Here is a 19,618-nt window from a genome sequence, read left to right as displayed (position 1 = left end):
CTGCATTAATTTAAATATATTTAGTGACGGGCTAAATTATTACCCAATTAAACAATAGCTCAATAGAACTTAAATTTCGGGCAATCCACGGCGGATTTAGACGCTTTGCGTCGTGCAAGGCTCAACTTCACGATTTTTCGTTATATCTCATTTTCTTAATACTGTTCTAAGATTTCTTTGTTAAATTCTTTCTATTGATTACCCGTTTAGCTAAACAGGGCGTACTCTTCTAATGTTGTGCTTTTATTTAAACAGCCTGCTTCATTATCCCGTCAGCTTTTGGCGTTCAGCGATTTAATAAGGAATCCACGTAATGAGTGATTTTCTGCCTTTTTCACGTCCGGCGTTAGGCGCGGAGGAAATTGCAGCGGTATCTGAGGTCTTGCTTTCCGGCTGGATAACCACCGGGCCAAAGAACCAGGCGCTTGAACAGGCATTTTGTGAGCTAACCGGCAATAAGCATGCGATTGCGGTCAGCTCCGCGACCGGCGGGATGCACGTCACCCTGATGGCTCTGGGGCTCCAGCCTGGCGATGAGGTTATCACTCCTTCTCTGACGTGGGTTTCCACGCTGAATATGATTGTGTTACTCGGCGCAGAGCCGGTGATGATTGACGTGGACAGAGACACGTTAATGGTCACCCCGGAAGCAATCGAAGCCGCTATTACGCCGCGTACTAAAGCCATCGTCCCGGTTCACTACGCGGGCGCGCCTGCCGATATCGACGCTATCCGCGCGATTGGCGAACGCCACGGCATTCCGGTTATCGAAGATGCTGCTCACGCGGCTGGTACCGAATATAAAGGCAAACACGTCGGCTCTCAGGGCACCGCTATATTCTCGTTCCATGCGATTAAAAACATGACCTGCGCGGAAGGCGGCCTGATCGTTACCGACAACGACGAATTTGCCAACCGTATCCGCAGCCTGAAGTTCCACGGGCTGGGCGTGGATGCGTTCGACCGCCAGACTCATGGCCGTGCGCCACAGGCGGAAGTTATCTCTCCAGGCTATAAATACAACCTGGCGGACATCAACGCGGCCATCGCGCTGGTGCAGTTAGGCAAGCTGAAAGAGCTGAATGCCCGTCGTCATGAGATTGCCCAGCGCTATCTCAAAGAGCTGGCCGACACGCCGTTCCTGCCGCTTTCCGTGCCTGAGTGGCAGCATCGCCACGCCTGGCATCTGTTTATTATCCGCGTTGATGAAGCGGCCTGCGGTATTTCCCGCAGCGGCCTGATGGACGCCCTGAAACAGCGCGGCATCGGCACCGGCCTGCATTTCCGCGCTGCCCATACGCAAAAATATTACCGCGAACGCTACCCGCAGCTTCAACTGCCGAACAGCGAGTGGAACAGCGACAGGATCTGTTCGATCCCGCTGTTCCCGACCATGACTGATGACGACACCACGCGAGTGATCGCCGCATTACGTGAAATAGCAGGACTTTAAGATGATGACCCCGGCTCCAATCAAGAAAGTATCCATCGTAATCCCGGTCTACAACGAACAGGACAGCCTGCCTGAACTGCTGCGTCGTACCTCGGAGGCTTGCCAGAAGCTCAACCGTGATTATGAAATTCTGCTGGTCGATGACGGCAGCAGCGACGACTCCGCCGCGATGCTGACCCGCGCGGCAGAAGCGCCGGACAGCCACATTGTGGCAGTACTGTTGAACCGTAACTACGGCCAGCATTCGGCGATTATGGCGGGCTTTAGCCACGTTACCGGCGACCTTATCGTCACGCTGGACGCCGACCTGCAAAACCCGCCGGAAGAGATCCCTCGCCTGGTTGAGAAGGCCGACGAAGGCTATGACGTTGTCGGCACCGTGCGCCAGAACCGCCAGGACAGCTGGTTTCGCAAGCGCGCATCTAAAATGATCAACCACCTGATCCAGCGCACCACCGGCAAAGCGATGGGCGACTACGGCTGTATGTTGCGCGCCTACCGCCGCCACATTATCGACGCGATGCTGCACTGCCACGAGCGCAGCACCTTTATCCCTATCCTGGCGAACACCTTTGCCCGCCGGGCGATAGAAATCCCGGTGCACCACGACGAGCGCCAGTTCGGTGACTCGAAGTACAGCTTTATGCGCCTTATCAACCTGATGTATGACCTGATCACCTGCCTGACCACCACGCCGCTGCGTTTGCTGAGCGTAGTGGGCAGCATTATCGCGCTGTCCGGTTTCGGCCTCGCGGTGCTGCTGGTGGTGCTGCGTCTTGCCCTTGGCCCGCAGTGGGCTGCGGATGGGGTGTTTATGCTCTTCGCCGTACTGTTCACCTTCATTGGCGCTCAGTTTATCGGTATGGGGCTGCTGGGTGAGTACATCGGCCGTATCTATAACGACGTGCGCGCGCGCCCTCGTTACTTTATTCAACGCGTAGTTAGCAGTGAAACCGCATTATCTTCAGAGGAAAATCAATAATGAAAGCAGTTGTTTTTGCCTATCACGATATGGGCTGTGTGGGCGTTCGTGCCCTTGTTGAAGCTGGCTATGACATCGCGGCAATTTATACTCACCCGGATAACGCGGCTGAGAATAACTTCTTTGGTTCCGTTGCCCGCACTGCGGCAGAATTCGGTATCCCGGTTTTTGCGCCGGAAGACGTTAACCACCCGCTTTGGGTTGACCGTATCAAAGAAGCCCAGCCGGAAGTGATTTTCTCTTTCTACTATCGCAATCTGCTGAGCGAAGAGATCATCAACAGCGCATCCGTAGGCGCATTCAACCTGCACGGCTCCCTGCTGCCTAAATTCCGTGGCCGCGCGCCGCTGAACTGGGTGCTGGTGAAAGGTGAAACCGAAACCGGCGTTACCCTGCACCGCATGGTAAAACGCGCTGACGCAGGTGACATTGTTGCTCAGGAACGCGTGGCGATTGCCGCAGAAGATACCGCTCTGACCCTGCACCACAAGCTTTGCGAAACTGCAAAATCCCTGCTGGCCAGCGCGCTGCCGATTATCAAAACCGGCCACTTCCCGCAGACCGCACAGGACGACAGCCAGGCAACCTATTTTGGTGGCCGTTCTCCAAAAGACGGCGCTATCAGCTGGGAAGGCAGCGCTGCCGAAGCCAACAACCTGGTCCGTGCGGTAACCGAGCCGTGGCCGGGCGCGTTCAGCTACGTGGGCGGCAGCAAGTTTATCGTCTGGAAAAGCCGCGTGCTGGACAGCAATAACGGCGCTAAAGCAGGGACCGTGCTCTCCGTTAGCCCGCTGGTTATTGCCTGCGGCACCGGCGCGCTGGAAATCGTGACCGGCCAGGCCGAAAACGGCGTTTACATGCAGGGCTCCCAGCTGGCTCAGTCCCTGGGCCTGGTGAACGGCGCTATCCTCAGCAGCAAACCGGTATCGGCGATTAAACGCCGCACCCGCGTGCTGATCCTCGGCGTGAACGGCTTTATCGGTAACCACCTGACCGAGCGCCTGCTGCGTGATGACAACTTCGAAATCTTCGGCCTCGACATCGGTTCCGACGCTATCTCCCGCTTTATCGGCAACGAGCGCTTCCACTTTGTGGAAGGGGATATCAGCATTCACTCCGAGTGGATCGAATACCACATTAAGAAATGCGACGTGGTTCTGCCGCTGGTTGCTATCGCAACGCCTATCGAATACACCCGCAACCCGCTGCGCGTATTCGAACTGGACTTCGAAGAGAACCTGAAAATCATCCGCGACTGCGTGAAATACAAAAAACGCATTATCTTCCCGTCAACTTCCGAAGTGTACGGCATGTGTACCGATGCCTCGTTTGACGAAGATAACTCCCCGCTGATCGTTGGCCCAATCAACAAACAGCGCTGGATTTACTCGGTGTCCAAACAGCTGCTGGACCGCGTAATCTGGGCATACGGCGAGAAAGAAGGGCTGCGCTTCACGCTGTTCCGTCCGTTCAACTGGATGGGGCCGCGCCTGGACAACCTGAACGCCGCGCGTATCGGCAGCTCCCGCGCCATCACTCAGCTGATCCTTAACCTGGTTGAAGGTTCGCCTATCAAGCTTATCGACGGCGGCAAGCAGAAGCGCTGCTTCACCGATATCGGCGACGGCATTGAAGCGCTGTTCCGCATCATCGAGAACAAAAACAGCAACTGTGACGGCCAGATTATCAACATCGGTAACCCGGACAACGAAGCAAGCATCAAACAGCTGGCAGAAATGCTGCTGGAAAGCTTCGAACGCCACCCGCTGCGTAGCCAGTTCCCGCCGTTTGCCGGTTTCCGCGAAGTGGAAAGTAGCGCCTATTACGGCAAAGGCTACCAGGACGTTGAGCACCGTAAGCCGAGCATCCGCAACGCGCAGCGCCTGCTGAGCTGGACTCCGGAAGTTCATATGGAGAAAACCATCGACGAAACGCTGGACTTCTTCCTGAAAACCGTTGAACTCACGGACCCTGCTTCATGAGAAAAGTCGGCCTGCGCATTGATGTCGACACCTGGCGAGGCACCCGAGAAGGGGTGCCAAACCTTCTGGAGACGCTAAGTTTACACTCGACTCAGGCAACTTTTTTCTTCAGCGTTGGGCCAGACAACATGGGGCGCCACCTGTGGCGCCTGATCAAGCCTAAGTTCCTGTGGAAGATGCTGCGCTCCAATGCGGCATCGCTCTACGGCTGGGACATTCTGCTGGCGGGCACCGCATGGCCGGGGCGCAATATCGGCGCCGGTAATGCCGCGGTGATTGCCGCAGCGGCTGACCACCATGAAGTTGGCCTTCACGCCTGGGACCACCATGCCTGGCAGGCCTGGGCGGGCGTCTGGGAGCGTGAAAAGCTCGAACAGCAGATCCGCCTCGGGCTTGAAGCGTTGCAGAAAATCATCGGCCAGCCGGTAAGCTGCTCGGCTGTCGCAGGCTGGCGTGCCGACCAGCGCGTAGTGCAGGCCAAATCCGCTTTCCCGTTCCAGTACAACAGCGACTGCCGCGGTACCGCGCCGTTTATTCCGGTGCTGGCAAACGGCAAGCAGGCGGCGGTGCAAATCCCCGTCACGCTGCCGACCTGGGACGAGGTTATCGGGACTGAGGTTAATAAAGAAAACTTTAATCGCTATATTCTGGATAAAATTCATCAGGATAGCGGTACACCGGTTTACACCATTCATGCTGAAGTTGAGGGCATGGTGATGCGAGAATCCTTTAGTGAATTGCTGGCGATGGCCGCCGCCGAAGGGGTGCAGTTCTGCCCGCTAAGCGAGCTGCTGCCGGACGATTTATCCACGCTGCCGAAAGGCAAAATTGTGCGCGGGACAATCCCAGGCCGGGAAGGCTGGCTGGGTTGCCAACAACTTATAGAGTCTTGAACCGATGAAATCAGCAAAATATGGAATGACCCTGCTGGTCTGTTTTGCCTTACTTTACCTGGTGCCGCTGGAGTTTCGTGCTCTGTGGCAGCCGGATGAGACGCGTTACGCGGAAATCAGCCGCGAAATGTTGTTCTCCGGTAACTGGATCGTCCCACATTTTCTCGACCTGCGTTATTTCGAAAAGCCGGTTGCGGGCTACTGGATCAATAACATTAGCCAGCTGATCTTCGGTCATAACAATTTTGGGGTGCGTTTTGGCTCGGTCTTCTCGGTTACCCTGAGCGCGTTGCTGACCGTCTGGCTGGCGTTCCGCCTGTGGCGTGACAAAACCGTTGCCGTACTCTCCGGCGTGATTTTCCTTACCTGCCTGCTGGTTTACGGCATCGGCACCTATTCGGTGCTCGACCCGATGATAACCCTGTGGCTGACGGCGGCTATGTGCAGCTTCTGGCTGGCGAGTACGGCGAAAACCACCGGCGGCAGAATTGGCGGTTATGTGCTGCTTGGCATGGCCTGCGGCATGGGCGTGATGACCAAAGGTTTTCTGGCGCTTGCGGTGCCGGTGATCGGCGTGCTGCCTTGGGTCATTGCGCAAAAACGCTGGAAAGAAGTGCTGCTGTTCGGGCCGCTGGCGGTACTGAGCGCGATACTTATCACGCTGCCGTGGGCGCTGGCGATCGCCAAAGCCGAGCCGGACTTCTGGAACTACTTCTTCTGGGTGGAGCATATTCAGCGTTTCGCCGAGAAAGACGCCCAGCACAAAGCGCCGTTCTGGTATTACATTCCGTTCCTGATTGCCGGAAGCCTGCCGTGGCTTGCATTGCTGCCGGGTGCTTTAAAGCGCGGCTGGCAGGAACGAAACGAGCAGAGCGGGGCGTTCTACCTGCTGGGCTGGGTGATTATGCCGCTGCTGTTCTTCAGCATCGCCAAAGGCAAGCTGCCGACCTATATCCTGCCGTGTTTTGCGCCGCTGGCTATCCTGATGGCTCGCCACGCCGTGCAGCTGGCTCGTACGGGGTCGAAGGTGCTGCGTATCAACGGCTGGATCAACATGCTGTTCGGCCTGATCTGCGTGATTATCGTCGGCTTCGTGCTTGCGCCGTGGGGCCTGGCTAAACACCCCGTGTTTGCCGCCAACGAAACCCTGAAAGTGGTGCTCGGCTGTCTGGCGTTCGCGGTTTGGGGAGGGGTAGGCCTGTTTACCCTTAACAACAGCTCACAACGTTGGTTCTGGGCGGCCCTTTGTCCGCTGGGCCTGGCGCTGCTGGTGGGCGCGGTTATTCCCTCTAAAGTGGTTAATTCTAAACAGCCTCAGGCGTTTATTCACCAGATGCACGCCCAGCTGGAAGACAGCCGCTATATCTTTACCAACAACGTCGGCATCGGGGCGGGTATTGCCTGGGAGATGAAGCGCAGCGACATCAACCTTTACGGGCAGCGCGGCGAGGTAAGCTACGGCCTTGACTACCCGGAAGGCAAAGGGCGTTTTGTCAGCTACGAAGATTTCAACGACTGGCTGGCCGAGCACCGCAAAGAGGGCAAAGTTTCACTGCTATTGCTGCTGTCTAACAATAGCGACCTGAGCGACCTCAAATTGCCAACGCCTGACCACCGTGCAAACAGCGGCCGCTTCGTGTTGCTCGAGTACGATGAGCAGCCATGAATATCGCGCTGATTATTCTGGCCAGCCTGCTTAGCTGCGGCGGCCAGCTGTGCCAGAAGCAGGCCGCGCAGGGTGAAGGGCGTCGGCACCTGCTGACCTGGCTCGGGCTGAGCATTGTGCTGCTCGGGCTGGGGATGCTGGTCTGGCTGTTGGTCCTGCAACATGTTGAAGTCAGCATCGCTTACCCGATGCTGAGCCTGAACTTTATCTTTGTCACCCTGGCGGCGCGCTGGATCTGGAAAGAAAAAGTTTCGACGCACCACTGGATAGGCGTGGTGCTGATTATGCTCGGCATCATCGCTCTCGGAGGACACGCCTGATGGGTTATATCTGGGCGTTAATGAGCGTACTGCTGGTGAGCGGGGCGCAGCTCGCCATGAAGTGGGCAATGATTCAGTTTCCCGCCGCTTCTTTAAGTCTCGACTTTGCCTGGGCGGTACTTTCCGGCGGCTACGCGCTGTTTGCGTTGTTGTGCGGGCTGGCGGCTTATGCGTTCTCGATGGGCTGCTGGTATCTGGCGCTGCGGCGTATTCCGCTCAGCAAAGCTTATCCGCTGCTTAGCCTCAGCTACGTTCTGGTGTGGGTTTCCGCCATCAATCTGCCGTGGCTGAATGAGGCGTTCAGCCCTGAAAAGCTAATCGGCGTGGCGGCGATTTTCTTCGGTCTGGTACTGATTTGCCTGCCGCATAATTTGCGCCACAAAAAGGAAAAGTAATGCGCTAAATGTTCAGGCAAACTGAAGGCAATCAGATGAATACCGGATGCAGTATATGAACCCACATATCATTGAAGTGCCGTTAGAAAAGTCTTACCGCCTGATCAACCACGGCCCAACCGTTCTGGTCTCCGCCCATCACAATGGCGTGGACGACGTAATGACCGCAGCCTGGGCCTGTGCGCTGGATTTTACCCCTTCAAAACTGATGGTGGTGCTGGATAAAAGCACCGTCACTCGCACGTTAATTGAAAGCAGCGGCACCTTTGTGATTCAGGTGCCGTGTGCTGCCCAACTGAACATGACCCACTTTCTCGGCACCCACAGCCTGAAAGAGATGCCCGACAAACTGCAACAGGCGGGCGTTGAGCTGTTTCATGCTCCAGGGCACAGCGCGCCGCTGGTGGCGGGCTGCACCGCCTGGATGGTCTGCAAACTGATCCCTGAACCGCATAACCACCAGGCGCACGACCTGTTTATCGGCGAAATTATTAGCGCATGGGCGGACGACCGCGTATTCCAGAATGGCCGCTGGTCATTTGAAACCGCCGACCCGGCGTTCCGCAGCCTGCACTACATCGCGGGCGGCCACTTTTACGCTATCGGCGAGCCGCTGGTTGTGCCAAACGTGGAGGCATAATGAAAAAGATTGAGCTTCCCGCCGACGACTACCGCAAATTGCGGGACTTTATTACCGACTGGCTGGAGGACAAACACGACCTCCAGCTCGGGCAGTTTGAGGCCGAATTTTTCCTCGATGAACTGGTGAAGAAAATGGCTCCGGCTCTCTATAACAAAGGGCTGGACGACGCTCTGGCCGTGGCGCAAAGCAATATGCTGACGCTGGAAGAGCTGCTCGATTTAGAGAAGGTCATCGACTAGCCTGCTCCTTTGCTAACCAGGCGTTTATCGCCTGGTTAAATTGCCCCACGGCGCAGGCGCACTGTAGCCATAAATCTTCGATTTCTACTTCATCTACCACGGCTTCGCGGCAGGCCAGCTCCAGTTTACGGCAGGCGGCTTCGGCCCGTTCCGCCCCGCATATTTGTACCGCCCCGGAAATGCGATGCACGCAGGAGGCCAGCTCGGGCCAGTCCTGTAGGTTCAGCAGATCTTCGGCAAGGGTCAAATCCTCCTCGTTGCTTTGCAGCGTCAGGCTCAGCAGCTCTTTCAGCATGCCGCCGTCGTGGCTGCTCATGGCCTGAAGTTTTTCGATGTTGACCAGTTTTTCAAGGCTTACCGGCTCCGCCTGTGCTTCCTGTTTGCTGTTCATCACGCCGGCGAGAATCGCCTCCAGCTGCGGGAGCTGGAGCGGCTTAAACAGGCAGTCATCCATACCCGCCAACATGCAGCGGGTGCGCTCCTCCGGCCAGGCGTTGGCCGTCAGTCCGAGAATAATCACCGGCGCGGCCTGGTGCTGGCGAATAAGCCGGGTCAGCGCCGGGCCGTCCATCCCCGGCATGCTGCAATCGGTTATCACCACGTCGAAGGCATTTTCCTGCCACAGCGCCCAGGCCTCTTCGCCGTCGCGAGCCTCGGTGACCCGGTGGCCGAGGTGAGCCAGTTGGCTGCGTAGCAGCAGCCGGTTAGCAGGGTGGTCGTCGACCGCCAGAATACTCAGCGGATAATGGCGCACCGCCTGCTGGTGACTCTCGGACTGCGTCTGCTCAGGCCGCCGTTGGCTTTGCGCCACGGGTACGGTAAAACTGACTTCGGTTCCGTGTCCGTGGAGGCTTTTCATCGAAATATTGCCGCCCATCATCTGCACCAGCTGGGCGCAAATCGCCAGCCCAAGCCCGGAGCCGCTTTGCCCGCGCCCGTTCTTAGCCTGCACCCACGGGGAGAAAATATTTTCCTGCTCCTCGGCGGTGATGCCTCTCCCGCTATCTACTACGCTTATCTTCAGCAGCACTCTGTCTGCCGGGCCGCTCTCCAGCGCCGCGATATCAACGTTAACGCAGCCCCGGTCGGTGAATTTAATCGCGTTGCTTACCAGGTTCGAAAGCACCTGGCGAAAACGCAGCGGATCGATATACACCTGGTAAGGCAGAGGCGGGGATAAAATGCAGCGCAGCCGCAGGCTTTTTTGCCGCGCCAGCCCTTCGAACACGCGCACTACCGGCGGCAGCAGGTCGGTAGTTCTTACCCACTCCGGTGCCAGTTCCAGGCGGCCTGACTCAATCCTCGCCATATCGAGAATATCGCCGATTAGCCCCATCAGGGTGCGGGCAGACTCCCAGGCTACGTGAATCGGATCTTCTTCCTCCGGCAGCTTGCCGTTGGCTTTTACCGCCAGCTCCAGCAGGCCAATAATCGCGCTGACCGGGGTGCGGATTTCATGGCTCATGGTCGCCAGAAAAGTGCTCTTCGCCCGGTTTGCCTGCTCGGCACGCTCGCGCTCTTCCGAGAGCGCCAGGGTCAGGGTTTCGTTGTACTCCAGCTGAGCCTGCAATTTCTGCTGCGCCAGCAGGCGCGCCCGAACTTCGCGATGCAGGTAATAGACCCAAATAAGCGAAGTCAGGATCAAGATGCCCGCTACGCTAAGCACCAGCCAGAACTGGGTTTTATACAACTCCCACGTATCCAGCCGAACGTCCGGTCGGGTTTGCCATTTGTTGATGATGCTATTGATGTCGGCGGGGGAGATATTCTCCAGCGATTTATTCAGAATGCTGAGCAGCTCCGGCTGATCGCGGGAGACGGCGAAAGAGATCCCCGCCGTCTGGCCGCCAACGCGCCCGCCAATCTTCAGTCTGTCGCGGAAGTAGCGGTCAATCATGTAGCTGGCGCCAAACAGCGAGTGAATGGCAATATCGGCCTTGCCGTCATCGACCATTTGCATAGCAATGCTGGCATTGGCGGTTTCGATAAGGCGAATACCGGGATTAAGCTGTTGCAGTTCCGGGATCAGGCTGTTTTTGCTGACGATGGCAACGCGGGTGCCTGCCGGAAGCGGGGAGGCGTAGTTTTTTTCCTTTGCCTGAACCATCACGAATGGCGATGTGAAATAAGCACGAGAAAACAGCAGGTTCTGGTTCCGCTCTTCGCTGTGGCTGACCGCGCCGATAAACATCGCCTTTTTATCCGTAAGCTGGTGCTCCATCGCGCTGACGGAATCCGCCGAAACCGGCTCAAAATGCAGGCCGGTGCGCAGCCGAATCAGCCGTAAAATATCATCCGTCACGCCATAAAAATTGCCGTTGGCATCGATCATGGTAAAGGGCGCATAGAAAGCGTTTACCGACACTTTTACCGTCGGGTGCCGCGCCAGCCATTTCTTTTCCGCCCCGGAAAATTCAACCTGCTTGCTGACGCGCCAGAGGTTAGCCCGCTCGCTCCACTGCTGGAGGATCACCTGATGCTGAATGCGTGGAATGGACTCGAGGGCACGATTCACCGCCCGCATCAGCGGCAGATCTTCGCTACGCAATACAAAATGACTGCCGGTTTCCCGCTCGGGATAGACCCGCTGAAAAGCGAGGAAATGCGAGTAATTACGCTCGAGCAAATAGGAGGTGGTCACCAGGTTGCCGATGTAAAAATCATTTTCCTCAAAGGCAACCGAGGCCATGGCCTGTTCGTCGGTAGAAAAATGGCGGATGGTCACGCCGGGAAAATTTTGCTCTATCCAGCTGTCGTCCACGTACCAGCGGGCAATCGCCAGCCGCATGCCCGGCCGGTAGCGGAAGGGCGCGACATTGCTGCTTTTTCTGTGAACCAGTACCGGGTGGTCGCTAATAAAGTTGCCGGATGTGGCAAACTTTGAATGCTGAGGCAGCACTTTACCCGAAGGGTCGGCCACCATATCTACTTTGTGCTGCGCCAGCGCGCTTAGCGCCGCCTCGCGGTCGGCAAACATCTGCACGTTGACGCGCAGACCCAGGTATTGCGCTATCAGGTGGATGTAGTCGGCTATCATCCCCTCATAGCGACTGTTTCCCGTATACAGGTAAAGCGGTGGGATTTCGGGCTGCCAGACCGCAACGTGCAGCTCGCGCTTGTTCCCCAGCCAGCGCCAGTCCTTGTCGTCGAGGGTAAAGGCTTTGGGCTGGTAGCTTTCACGGCTCAGGATATGCAGGCGCTCCGGTTCTGCGGAGCGTTCGGCCTGCGCCGGAGGGAGGATTAACAAGCTAAGCAGCAGGAGAAAAAAATTGAACATCTGTTTAATCCAGGCTGTGGCGGCGGGCAAAATCAATCAGCTCGAGGGTGCTGCTGACCTGAAGCTTGGTCATGATGCGGGTTTTATAGGTGCTGACCGTTTTGTTACTGATGTGCATTTTGTCGGAGATATCCATGATTTTTACTCCCCGGCTCAGGTAACAAAGCACCTGTAGCTCGCGGTTGGACAGTCTTTTTACGGCCTCAACTTCGCTCGCAGGTCGGGTGTTTTTCGCGCTGGCCTGGCGGCGTAGCGGAAAGTAACCATAGCCGCGCTCTACGGCACGTACCGCATCCTGTAATTCGTCCAGATTATTACCCTTGCCGACAAAACCATCCGCGCCGCTGTTCATGCAGCGGCTTAAATAATGCTCATCATCGCGCCCGGTTAGCACTAATAACCGGCCGGAGAAGTCGTGGTTTCTTAATTTTTCTATTAATTCCACGCCGCTCAATCCGGGAATATCTAAATCCACGACGACAATTTCGGGGTTTAATTTTTGAATTAATTTAAATGCCTCCGAGCCGTCGCCGGATTCGGCAAGGATTTGATGACCGTCTTTTTCCAGCAGCATGCGAATAGCCAGACGCGCCATCGGATGGTCGTCTATTATCAACAGGGTCGCCATTATTCTTCCTCGAGTTTGTTTTCTTTATAAAGGCTGACATAAAATGGCCGTTTATATCAACTGATAAAATAATGCATACTTTTCTTGTCATCCTTTGTCGATTGTTATGCTGCCCGCCATTCGCGCTGGGTGCGGGGCTGTTGCGGCTCAGCAAGGTGTGTTTGTAGTCCTGGGCTGACAGAAATTGATGACTTTGATGACAATGCTCTGACGCCATTCTGAATGTTTAATTATTTGGTGGGCGTATAGTGAGTTCCACAAGGCGGGAATATATCGGAGCGTATATTTACCAAACTTACCGCAAAGGATTTGCGACTGGTTCATGTAGCGCGGAATAATGATTGATTAACCTTTTATACTTACTTGGTGTTAATTGATGTTCGCAGCGTGACCCGCTTTGCTAATTAACTACAGGAATGACCGGTAACTCACTGCCTTTTCTTTAAAGAAAAGTTTTGAATGCGCATCTTTCATAAACCAATACGGTTATGCAGGAAGGTTAATACGGTGTCCGGCGTTGAACTTCATTTATTCACAGGAATCATGTTTTATGAAAAAGCAATTACACGCTCTGGCATTACTTTCCGTTATCAGCGGTGCGGCAGTTTCAACGGCTAACGCAGCCGACGGCACCATTCAGTTTAACGGTAAAATCATCGATGCAGCCTGCACCGTCTCTCCGGCAAGCGCCAGCCAGACCGTTACTCTGGGTCAGGTAAGCGATAAAGCGTTTGCCGCGCAGGGCGACACCGCTGGCGCAACGGCCTTCCAGATTGACGTGACCAGCTGCCCGGCGACCGTCACCAGCGCAACCGTGAAGTTCGACGGTACAGCATATCAGGGCGACAACTCCGCGCTGGCGCTGACCCAGGATCCGGGCGCAGCTACCGGCGTAGGCATTCAGATCCGCAATGCGGACAACTCCGTGCTGCCGCTGTTCACGCCTTCCCAGAGCATCGCACTGGCTCAGACAGGCACCAACACGCTGAAATTCAACGCGGCCTATGTGGCTAAAGCGGCAACCGTGACCGCAGGTCCGGCCAACGCCACCGCAACGTTCAGCGTGGTTTACAACTGATTGCTCTAAGCAATTACTCCAGCCGGCCTGCGGGTCGGCTTTTTTTCCCTCTCTCTGGAGTCTCTATTGTGAAGACAAAACTCTCTTCTCTGCTGTTAGCAGGCTTACTCGCAGGAAGCGGTATTGCTCACGCTGGCGTTGTCGTTGGCGGCACGCGAGTTATTTACGACGGTGAGAAAAAAGAAGCGGCAATCGGTATCGACAACCCGGACGCCTCTCCGTACCTGATTCAGTCGTGGGTGGAAAACGAAGCGGGCAATAGCGATAAGCGCAGCTTTATCGTCACGCCGCCGCTGTTCCGCCTCGACGCCAAACAAAAGAACACCCTGCGTATCATGCAGGCCGGTGCCGGTTTGCCAGCGGATCGTGAAACGCTGTTCTGGCTGAACATAAAGTCTATTCCGGCGACCGATGCTTCGGCGGCTGAAAACACCTTACAGCTGGCAATTAATACCCGCATCAAGCTGATTTATCGCCCGGCGGCGCTGAAGGGCGAAACGCCGGAAAACGCCAGCGGCCAGCTTAAATGGGCGCGCCAGGGCCAGGCCCTGTCCGTAACCAACCCGACGCCTTATTACATCAATTTCCAGTCGGTCAGCATCGGCGGCCGTCAGCTCGACAAGGCCACTTACGTTGCGCCACGCTCCTCGGCCCGTATTGAACTGCCGGCAGACGCGCGCGGCAGCCAGGTTGAATGGAAAGTCATCAGCGACTACGGCGCCGTTGGCGCACTCCACAAAGCCTCTCTTTAAAGAATCGAATCCGCTGGAATAAAATTATGCCCTTTTTTGCTTGCTCCGGAAAAACGCGGCCAACCTTACTGGCTACCACTATCGCACTGCTCATGTCTTCGCTTGCGGCTGAGGCAAAGGATTACTTTAATCCCGCGCTGCTTCAGCACACTGGCGAAGGCGGCACCGCACCCGATCTCTCGGCGTTTGAAAACGGCGGCCAGCTTCCGGGCAGCTACCCGGTGGACATCTACCTCAACGGCGAGCAGGTAGACAGCAAGGCGGTAACGTTTTTCCAGACCGCAGATAAGGGTCTGCAGCCGTGCCTGACCGTGGCCGATCTGGCGCAGTACGGCGTGCGCGTGGATTTATATCCAGAACTGCAAGTGGCGGGTGAAAACTGCGCTTCGCTTGCGGCCATTCCCGAAGGCAGCGCCGAGTTCGTTTTCAGCGCCCAGCGCCTTGACCTTTCTATTCCTCAGGCGGCAGTTAGCCCGCGCATTCGCGGTTATGTCCCGCCTTCGCAGTGGGATGAGGGGATTAATGCTGCCCTGCTGAACTACAGCTTTAGCGGCATGAGCGAGCTGGAAGGCCAGCGCGGCGGTTCGGGCGGTAGCCAGTATCTGAACCTGAGGCCGGGTATTAACCTTGGCCCGTGGCGCCTGCGCAACTACTCAACCTGGTCACGCAGCAACGGCGAAAATGATAAATGGAGCACGGTTTACAGCTATGCCCAGCGCAGTATCGTGCCGTTCAAAAGCCAGCTTACGCTGGGCGAAAGCCTCGTGCCGTCGGACGTATTCGACAGCGTGCCGTTTCGCGGCGCACAGCTGGCTTCCGATGACGAAATGCTGCCGGAAAGCCAGCGCGGTTATGCCCCGGTGGTGCGCGGCATCGCACGGAGCAACAGCGCGCAGGTTATCATTCGCCAGAACGGGTATGTCATTTACCAGACCACGGTGCCGGCAGGCCCGTTCGAAATTACCGATATGTTCCCGACCGGGGGCAGCGGCGACCTGTACGTCACGGTAAAAGAAGCGGACGGTAGCGAGCAGAGCATGGTGGTGCCTTTTGCCTCCTTGCCGGTATTGCAGCGCGAAGGGCGGCTGCGTTTTAGCCTGACCGGCGGCCAGTATCGCACCTACGACAGCAGCGTTGAAAAAACCATGTTTGGGCAGGGCACCGCAATTTATGGCGTCGGCAAAGGCATGACGATATACGGCGGCGCGCAGCTGGCTGAGCATTACCGCTCGTTTGCCGCAGGCGTCGGGCAGAACCTCGGCGTTATCGGCGCTATTTCCGCCGACGTAACGCAATCCTGGGGCCAGCCGAAGGAGCAGGAAGCCAGCCAGGGGCAGTCGTGGCGCGTGCGCTACAGTAAAAGCCTCGCCGAGACGGGAACCCACGTCGCCATTGCCGGTTATCGTTACTCCACCGAGGGCTTTGCTTCTCTGTCGGACGTGCTGGAAACCTATCGTGATAATCCCTACACCCTGAGAAACGACAGAAAACGTAACCGGGCGGAACTGACGCTGAGCCAGGATCTCGGTGACGAACGCGGCTATTTATCCGTCGGTGCGATTAGCGAGGATTACTGGAATGGCGCACGCAAAACCTCCTCCTGGAGCGTGGGCTACAACAACAGCTGGAACGGCGTCAGCTATAGCCTCAACTACGCCCTGAATCGCAATACCTCCCAGGCCGGAGCGGCGACGGAGTACGGCAAAACCTACGATCGCGACCAGGTTGTCTCGCTGAATATCAGCCTGCCGCTTGGCCGCTGGCTGAGCAACAGCTACGCCAGCTACGGCATTAGCAGCAGCAAGTCCCGCGGCACGGTGAATACCGTCGGCCTGAACGGCACCGCATTGGAAGGTAATAACCTTAACTGGAACGTGACCCAGGGCTATGCCTCGCGCGAGCGCGAAAATTCAGGCTACACCAGCCTTAACTATCGCGGCACCTACGGGGAAGTTAACGGCGGCTACAGCTACGCCAGCGGGCAGCGCAACCTGAACTACGGCGTGCAGGGTTCAATTGTGGCACATGCGGACGGAGTCACTGCCGGGCAGCAGCTTGGCGAAACATTTGGCCTGGTCAAAGTGCCGGGGGCTTCCGGCGTGGCGGTGAATAACCAGACCGGCGTGAAAACCGACTATCGCGGCTACGCCCTGGTGCCGAACTTAATGCCGTACCGCCATAACGACGTCACGCTGAGTACTGAAAGCCTGAAAGAAAACGTCGATCTTGAGCAAACCAACCGCAGCGTAGTCCCCACTCGCGGAGCCGTGGTGCGCGCCGATTACCGCGCCCAGGTCGGCCTGCGCGTGTTGATGACCCTGATTCGCGCGAACGGCAAAGCCGTCCCGTTTGGCGCAACGGTCGCCAATGAAGCCGAGCGCAGCGGCGGTAGCGGTATTGTCGGCGACGGCGGCCAGGTCTATCTCGCCGGTTTACAGCCTAAAGGCACGCTGCTGGTGCAGTGGGGCAAAGGAGCAGATAGCCGGTGCCGGGTCAGCTACAGCCTTAATCATGACGAGGCGACAGCGGCTATTGCCTCCCTTGACGCACAGTGTCGCTAAGCGCGGCTTCGTATAAGAGATAACGATGAACAGATTAATTAAAAAAGCATTTCGCCCGCGCCTGCTCGCCTGCGCGCTGCTGCTGGTTGCCTCAAAAGGCGCGCTGGCAACCTGCACGTTTATGGACGGCCGCTTCGGGCCTAACGACTCGGTTGCGCTGGACTGGGGCACGATAGTCGTCCAGCGGGATACGCCGGTGGGCACGGTCGTAGCAAGGCTCGGTGACTCTACGCTCGGCGGGCGTAATAATTTTCTGCAATGCAACGCCAGCGGCTTTACCACCCAATGGGCAGTAGGGCCAGGATTTGCACCGGTAGCTTATGGTGGACAAACTCTGTACCAGTCAGGCGTACCGGGGCTGGCATTTCGTATTGTGACATCAGGAGCGGGCTCTACTGCCGGGCGCTACGGTACCGGCCCGCTGCCGCGGCAGATTACGAACGTATCTTGTTTGACGGGCGGGAACTGGTGGCGTCTGTGCGGCGGCACATGGGGCGGGATGAGCCTTCAACTGGTCAAAATTTCCCCGGTAACGGGGTCCGGGCCGATGACAGCGGGGTCGATTGTTCAGGCGCTGGTGGTGGGCGACACCAATGTTATTGATTACACCATCGGCAGCGGTGTAATTCAGACGGTTGCCTGCTCGGTAAGCAACAGCAATATCAGCGTGACGATGGGCAAAGCGAAAAACACCGACTTCGGCACCCCCGGTAGTACCAGCGGCGAGGCAGACTTCTCCATCGATCTAAACTGCGATGCCTCCACCAAAATTAACCTGACCCTTGCGCCGGGCAATGCGGGCGCGGCGGATGCGGCTAAGGGCATTCTTAATATCGACAATGCTGGCGCGGGGAAAACCGCCAGCGGCGTTGGCGTGCAGGTTATGTATAACAACGCGCCCCTTGCTCTGAACAGCAGAATTGCGGTTGCCACTACGGCGGCAGACGGCACTTATGCTATTCCACTCAAGGCTCGCTATTACCAGACGCAGCCCGCCGTTACGCCGGGAATAGCCAACGCTAACGCCACTTTTACGCTGACATATCAGTAGAGCCAGGCCGCAAATATGAAAACATTATTCAGCAAAGTTATCTGGGGCGGCGTATTGCTGCTTGGGGCGGAAAAAAGCGTCCAGGCAAGCTGCACCTTTATGGACGGCCGCTTCAGCGCCAATGATTCGGTTACGCTCGATTTCGGGCATGTTGTGGTGCAGCGGGATGCGCCCGTTGGCAGCGTGGTGGCGACGGCCATTGATACCCGTCTCGGCAGTCGCGACAGCTTTATTCAGTGCGACAGTCCAGGATTTGTCACCCGCTGGGCGCTGGGCAACGGGGGATTTATGCCGGTGAACTATAACGGTCAGACACTTTATCAGTCCGGGGTGCCGGGTCTGGCGTTTCGCGTGGTGACCAGCGGGGCGGGATCAACGACCTGGCGCTACGGCACCGGGCCTTTGCCGCGTCAGATCTCCAACACTTCCTGTACCTGGTCCGGCACCTGGTGGCGTCTGTGCGGCGGAACCTGGGGCAACTACCGGCTACAGCTGGTAAAAATTGCCCCGGTTACCGGCTCAGGCCCTATTACTATTGGCTCCATCACTCAGGCACTGGTGGTGGGTGAAACCAATATCATGGACTACCGCATAGGTAGCGGAAGCGTGCAAACCGTAGCCTGTTCGGTGCTGAACAGCTCGATTACCGTGAGAATGGGCAAGGCGAAAAATACCGATTTCTCCGGGCCGGGCAGCACCAGCGGCGACGCCGATTTTGCCATCAAGCTGAACTGCGATGCCGAAACGAAGATAAAGCTGACGCTTGCGCCGGGAAGCGGCGGGGCGCAGAACAGCAGCCTGGGTATTCTTAATCTGGATGCGGCTCAGGCGGGACAAACGGCTACCGGAGTGGGTATCCAGGTGCTGTATAACGACACGCCGCTTGAGCTGGGTACGATGATGAGCATTGCCACCACCAGCGTCGATGGCGCTTATTCGCTCCCGCTTGCGGCGCGTTATTACCAGACCGGGGCGAAGGTCACGCCGGGCAGAGCCGACGCGAACGCCACCTTCACTATGACTTATCAGTAAGCGCGGCTCAGGCGAGATTATTGCGTTTGGCGAACTCGATCATCTCCAGCGTTTTGCTGAAGCCGAGCTTGGCCATAATGCGGCGTTTATAGGTGCTGATGGATTTATTGCTGACGTGCAATTGCGCGGCGATATCAATCAGCATCTCGCCGCGAGAGATAAGACCCAGCACTTCAAGCTCGCGGTTGGACAGCGTACCGAGCAGCTCGCTTTCAGATTGTGCTCCGGCCGATGTATTCACCGCCTGCGGCCGCTGAGGGAAGAACTCGTAGCCGCTGATAATAGCTTTGAAGGCGTCAACCAGCTGATCGAGATGGTTATTCTTGCTGATAAACCCGTTTGCTCCGGCGCGGCGGGCGCGATCCACAAAGTGGCTATCGTTATGGCCCGTGAGAACCAGAATGCCGCCGTTAAATCCCTGCTGGCGCAGTCGTTTAATCACGTCCAGGCCGTTAGGCGGCGGGATTTCGATGTCGATAACCACCAGATCGACTCCGGCGTTACCGCTCAGGGCGTTAATCGCGTCGCGGCCGTTATCGCTGATGCCAACCACTTCGTAGCCGTTATTCGCCGCCACCACTTTGACGGCAAGCTGCGAAACAGGATGATCGTCGACGATATAAATCTTACTCATAAAAGGGCGGCCCGAAGGTTAGGTATCAACTG

At 56.9% G+C, this 19,618-nt stretch carries 17 protein-coding genes; 14 read left to right on the top strand and 3 right to left on the bottom strand.

The genetic code is table 11. From position 1 onward, the window contains the following. Positions 1-313: 313 nt before the first annotated feature. From arnB to ACG1VR_RS12900, 9 genes are read left to right on the top strand one after another with little or no spacing between them, the layout of a single operon-like run. Complete coding sequence (arnB, locus tag ACG1VR_RS12940; RefSeq protein WP_016536207.1) at positions 314-1,453, top strand: UDP-4-amino-4-deoxy-L-arabinose aminotransferase; 1,140 nt, start codon at positions 314-316, stop codon at positions 1,451-1,453. Between the two features lies 1 nt (position 1,454). Then, entirely contained in the window at positions 1,455-2,435 is a 981-nt protein-coding gene (gene arnC, locus ACG1VR_RS12935) for an undecaprenyl-phosphate 4-deoxy-4-formamido-L-arabinose transferase (RefSeq protein WP_016536208.1), read from the top strand. Continuing rightward, entirely contained in the window at positions 2,435-4,417 is a 1,983-nt protein-coding gene (arnA, locus tag ACG1VR_RS12930; RefSeq protein WP_395488994.1) for a bifunctional UDP-4-amino-4-deoxy-L-arabinose formyltransferase/UDP-glucuronic acid oxidase ArnA, read from the top strand. Before arnC ends, arnA begins: the two co-directional genes overlap by 1 nt. Continuing rightward, the gene (arnD, locus tag ACG1VR_RS12925) at positions 4,414-5,310 is read left to right on the top strand and encodes a 4-deoxy-4-formamido-L-arabinose-phosphoundecaprenol deformylase (protein ID WP_016536210.1); all 897 of its coding nucleotides are present in this window, start codon (positions 4,414-4,416) and stop codon (positions 5,308-5,310) included. The genes arnA and arnD overlap by 4 nt, the downstream gene beginning before the upstream one ends. 4 nt (positions 5,311-5,314) lie before the next feature. Then, positions 5,315-6,976, top strand: coding sequence for a lipid IV(A) 4-amino-4-deoxy-L-arabinosyltransferase (gene arnT / locus ACG1VR_RS12920; RefSeq protein WP_395488993.1), 1,662 nt, complete (start codon positions 5,315-5,317; stop codon positions 6,974-6,976). Then, a complete protein-coding gene (gene arnE, locus ACG1VR_RS12915; protein WP_016536212.1) occupies positions 6,973-7,296 on the top strand; it encodes a 4-amino-4-deoxy-L-arabinose-phosphoundecaprenol flippase subunit ArnE in 324 nt (107 codons plus the stop codon). The genes arnT and arnE overlap by 4 nt, the downstream gene beginning before the upstream one ends. Beyond that, positions 7,296-7,691: a 4-amino-4-deoxy-L-arabinose-phosphoundecaprenol flippase subunit ArnF gene (gene arnF, locus ACG1VR_RS12910; RefSeq protein WP_016536213.1), complete on the top strand. Its 396-nt coding sequence runs from the start codon at positions 7,296-7,298 to the stop codon at positions 7,689-7,691. The genes arnE and arnF overlap by 1 nt, the downstream gene beginning before the upstream one ends. 55 nt (positions 7,692-7,746) lie before the next feature. After that, entirely contained in the window at positions 7,747-8,331 is a 585-nt protein-coding gene (locus ACG1VR_RS12905; protein ID WP_395488992.1) for a flavin reductase family protein, read from the top strand. After that, on the top strand, positions 8,331-8,573 hold the full coding sequence (locus ACG1VR_RS12900; protein WP_016536215.1) for a DUF2164 domain-containing protein: 243 nt from the start codon (positions 8,331-8,333) through the stop codon (positions 8,571-8,573). The genes ACG1VR_RS12905 and ACG1VR_RS12900 overlap by 1 nt, the downstream gene beginning before the upstream one ends. On the opposite strand, the gene ACG1VR_RS12895 is transcribed toward ACG1VR_RS12900, so the two are convergent. Further along, complete coding sequence (locus tag ACG1VR_RS12895; RefSeq protein WP_395488991.1) at positions 8,563-11,850, bottom strand: response regulator; 3,288 nt, start codon at positions 11,848-11,850, stop codon at positions 8,563-8,565. The genes ACG1VR_RS12900 and ACG1VR_RS12895 overlap by 11 nt on opposite strands. 4 nt (positions 11,851-11,854) lie before the next feature. After that, positions 11,855-12,478 (bottom strand): response regulator, encoded by a 624-nt coding sequence (locus tag ACG1VR_RS12890; protein ID WP_172570117.1) that lies wholly within the window; start codon positions 12,476-12,478, stop codon positions 11,855-11,857. 550 nt (positions 12,479-13,028) lie between these two features. On the opposite strand from ACG1VR_RS12890, the gene ACG1VR_RS12885 reads away from it, so the two are divergent. The 5 genes from ACG1VR_RS12885 to ACG1VR_RS12865 all read left to right on the top strand — a co-directional run bounded on the left by ACG1VR_RS12885 (position 13,029) and on the right by ACG1VR_RS12865 (position 18,952). Then, a complete protein-coding gene (locus ACG1VR_RS12885) occupies positions 13,029-13,556 on the top strand; it encodes a fimbrial protein (RefSeq protein ID WP_395488990.1) in 528 nt (175 codons plus the stop codon). 68 nt (positions 13,557-13,624) lie between these two features. Beyond that, entirely contained in the window at positions 13,625-14,308 is a 684-nt protein-coding gene (locus tag ACG1VR_RS12880) for a fimbria/pilus periplasmic chaperone (protein WP_395488989.1), read from the top strand. A gap of 26 nt (positions 14,309-14,334) precedes the next feature. Further along, positions 14,335-16,869 (top strand): fimbria/pilus outer membrane usher protein, encoded by a 2,535-nt coding sequence (locus ACG1VR_RS12875; RefSeq protein WP_395488988.1) that lies wholly within the window; start codon positions 14,335-14,337, stop codon positions 16,867-16,869. 25 nt (positions 16,870-16,894) lie between these two features. Then, positions 16,895-17,920 carry a fimbrial protein gene (locus ACG1VR_RS12870; protein ID WP_395488987.1) on the top strand — a complete coding sequence of 342 codons (1,026 nt, stop codon included), beginning with the start codon at positions 16,895-16,897 and terminating at the stop codon, positions 17,918-17,920. A 15-nt stretch (positions 17,921-17,935) separates the two neighbouring features. Further along, a complete protein-coding gene (locus ACG1VR_RS12865; protein ID WP_016536223.1) occupies positions 17,936-18,952 on the top strand; it encodes a fimbrial protein in 1,017 nt (338 codons plus the stop codon). Between the two features lie 7 nt (positions 18,953-18,959). Here ACG1VR_RS12865 and ACG1VR_RS12860 read toward each other — a convergent pair whose 3' ends face one another. Further along, the gene (locus ACG1VR_RS12860; protein WP_395488986.1) at positions 18,960-19,586 is read right to left on the bottom strand and encodes a response regulator; all 627 of its coding nucleotides are present in this window, start codon (positions 19,584-19,586) and stop codon (positions 18,960-18,962) included. Positions 19,587-19,618: the final 32 nt, after the last annotated feature.

Origin of the sequence: Cedecea davisae (assembly GCF_044095835.1) — a bacterium.
Classification (GTDB): domain Bacteria; phylum Pseudomonadota; class Gammaproteobacteria; order Enterobacterales; family Enterobacteriaceae; genus Cedecea; species Cedecea davisae.
This window is presented reverse-complemented; position numbering and strand designations above follow the sequence as displayed.